Source organism: Phaeodactylibacter luteus (assembly GCF_007993045.1).
Lineage (GTDB): Bacteria > Bacteroidota > Bacteroidia > Chitinophagales > Saprospiraceae > Phaeodactylibacter > Phaeodactylibacter luteus.
Map to the genome: position 1 here is coordinate 1 of NZ_VOOR01000113.1, position 3,150 is coordinate 3,150.

Genomic DNA, 3,150 nt, shown 5'->3' on the forward strand with positions numbered 1-3,150 from the left:
AATTTTTTTCTAATCCGTTGTCTTTAATCAACAATTCAAAATCCATGGTTGGAAAGCCTTTGTTTAGCGGAGCAATATTATTTCTTCTTACGTTCATGATTTCAATTTCAAATTCTTTGGGTAATATTTGGAAGGAAGAAGTTGCAGTTTCTAAACCTGATTTTGAAACTGCAATGTCATATTGCCTGCCATGAGAAGGATGCTTTCTTCCTTCATACCATCCATCACCTAAAAACTGCAAGGTGTCGAAGGGGCTTCCGTTTTCAAAAACTACAAACAAAGCATTGTCTAATTTTAGATTTTCGTAGATTGTTTCTCCTGTTGGTGAAACAGTTTTGGAAACACTTCCAGCAAAGCCGTTATTGGAGGAAAAAAAAGAATTGACTACAATCCTTTCCCCCTCAAAGTCTAGTTCATAATTGATTTCTTTAGAGCAAGAGCTTGTCAAAATAATCAGGAATAGATAGAAAATAAAATGCCTCATATTATTTGAAATTGATTTCGTAAGAAATGTAAGGTAAAATGGGTAAAAATGTATCCTGCTCGGTGAAATTATTCTGACCAATGACAGGGCTTTGAAAATCAGTTGGATTTTCATGGATTGGATAATTCTTAAAAGAAATAAAAAAGGGGTTTTTTCTATTATAGGCATTATATAAACCGAAGTTCCAAGTTCTCAGATTTCCTTTTTTGCTGGTTTTTGAGGTAGCATAAGAAATGTCTAACCGATGGTAATTGGGGGCTCGATTATTGTTTTTTTCAGTATATAACGGCACTAATTCTTCATTGGCATTAAGATAATAAGCAACAGGGGTTGTTATTGCAATGCCAGACTGAAAAATCCAGGAAAATGCCAATTGCTTATTTTTTTGTTCCCCAAAAGAATAATTACAATTTAGTTCCAATTCGTGCCTTCTGTCGTATTTGAAGGGATACCAATTGCCTTGATTGAAAGCATCAAATTTTTGATTATGCCATGAAAGGGAATAGCCCAGCCAGCCATTCCACTTTCCTTTGCTTTTTTTTAAGAACAACTCAGCACCATATCCCTCGCCTTTTCCGCCAGTCTCTATTAAATCTTCCCAGTTGTTCTCAAAAGAGAAAAGAAAACTGCCCCCAGAGCGGTAGTCCGCTAAATTTTGGGAACGCTTATAAAATACTTCAACAGACCAATCCAAATGGATAAACGAGTTGTCAAGTGCAATTGAAAAATGGTCTGCTGCGCCGGGAGGTATTTTCTTTGTGACCGGAACCCAGACATCATTTGGCAAACCAGAGCTGCCGTTGCTTAGCAAATGAATGAATTGCCTCATTTTAGCATAAGCAAATTCGATGGAAGTTCTTCTGCTAAGTTCATATTGAAACGAAAGACGGGGCTCTGGTAATAAATGGAAATTATCAGTTGCTGCATAAACCGAATACCTTAGTCCACCGTTTACACTTAGCCGCTTTCCTAACGTAACTTTGTTTTCAACAAATACTGCTGTTTCAAATCCGTTTGCCGTATTCAATATATCATCACGGCTTAAGCTACTTGATATGGAAACAGGAGTGAAATGATGGAAAATTGATTGGAGCCCGAACCGTATATCGAATACGGAATTGATAGAAGTACTTAAATATCCTTTGAAAAAAAAATCATTTATGCCTGAGGATAACTTTGTTTTTACATCTGGACTATTTTGTGATGTTTCAAGTTTGAAGGATGAATAACCGAAAAGTAAATTGGAAAACAATCGGTCTTTAATCGGGCGTGAATATCGTACTGATGCAAGGTTGTTCATCCATGTCAAAATTCCGATATTGGGCCTTTCCTGCGAACCTTCTACAGCTTTCCATTTGTCAAAACTCCTATAGTAACTGATTTGCAATTTGGCATTTTTTTTCAAATCAAAACTTAATTTTCCATTCAAATCATAAAGCCAATAATTAAAGAAATTTTCCGAATTTCCGTTGTTAAAACTCCATTTTTGCGGCAAAAGGAGAAGCCCTAAATACGATGACCTCGCAGATAAAAAATAGGAACTCTTCTCTTTTTTTATCGGACCTTCAAAAAATAGTTTAGAACTAATGACGCCCAAGCTGAATTTTTGGTGGCTTTCGTTTTTGTCTCCCTCTTTCATCGTCAGGTCCAGAACAGATGAAAGCCGACCGCCATACTGGGCAGGGAAACCTCCTTTATACATTTTCAGGTCTTTTAATGCATCGGAATTAACCACAGAAACAAAACCCAGCAAATGATTTGGATTATAAACTGTGGCTTCGTCGAAAAGTATGAGGTTCTGGTCAACAGAGCCGCCTCTGACAACCAAGCCCGATGTCCCCTCCACACTATTGCTGATACCCGGTAATGTCTGCAATGATTTCAAGATGTCTTTCTCGCCAAAAAACTGAGGGATTTTTTCCAATTCTTTTATGGATATGTTGACCAGCCCCACGGGGGTATCAAATGGCTTTTCATTTTCAGCCCGTACTACAATTTCTTCAAGAGAAAGAGGCATTAGTTCAATCGTTATTAAAGTATCAGCCGCAGCAGTAATAGTAATTAGCTGCTGTTCATATCCAACATAGGAAACGGTAATATCGGTGTTTTGAGCCTTGCTACCATCATAAATGAAATAACCTACGTGATTGGATGTTGTTCCATTTTGAGTAGCTGCATCAAAAATATTTGCACCGACAAGGGGTTCTTTTGTACTGGCATCTTTGATAAAACCACGTACAGTAATTTGCCCATATGCACCGACAAAAAACAATAATAGTATGACTACGCTGTTTATTCTTTTCATTTCTGTATAACGAAAACACTCATGTTCCTTTTGCGCCGGAACGTACGGCCGAACCAAAATCAGCATCAAGGGAGCATGAGCGAACGAAAAAGCAGGTCAACTTTATGTTGACCTGCATATTTAAAAAAATCATCTTTCTTTGATAACAAAATCAATTGAACTTACCCCAATCCTTAGGACAGCTAAATTTAGTTTTTTTAGTTTGAAAAACAGTGCTGTGTTTTCCACAAATTAATGACCTTGATTTGGCCCTTTTGCAGGCCAAAAATCAAGGGTGTTAATTTTGTGCGTAAACACACTTACGTAGCTTGCCTTAGAGCCTGCTCGTAGACCTCTTTTGGCCTTTGGTCACCCAGTGAGA

2 protein-coding genes are annotated in these 3,150 nt (G+C 37.5%); both read right to left on the minus strand.

All coding sequences use genetic code 11. The annotated features are described in order from the left end of the window. A partial coding sequence (locus FRY97_RS21620; RefSeq protein WP_170254826.1) for a DUF4249 family protein occupies nt 1-484 on the minus strand: 484 nt, incomplete at its 3' end. A 1-nt stretch (nt 485) separates the two neighbouring features. Continuing rightward, nucleotides 486-2,789 (minus strand): TonB-dependent receptor, encoded by a 2,304-nt coding sequence (locus FRY97_RS21625; RefSeq protein ID WP_170254828.1) that lies wholly within the window; start codon nt 2,787-2,789, stop codon nt 486-488. Between the last annotated feature and the right edge of the window lie 361 nt (nt 2,790-3,150).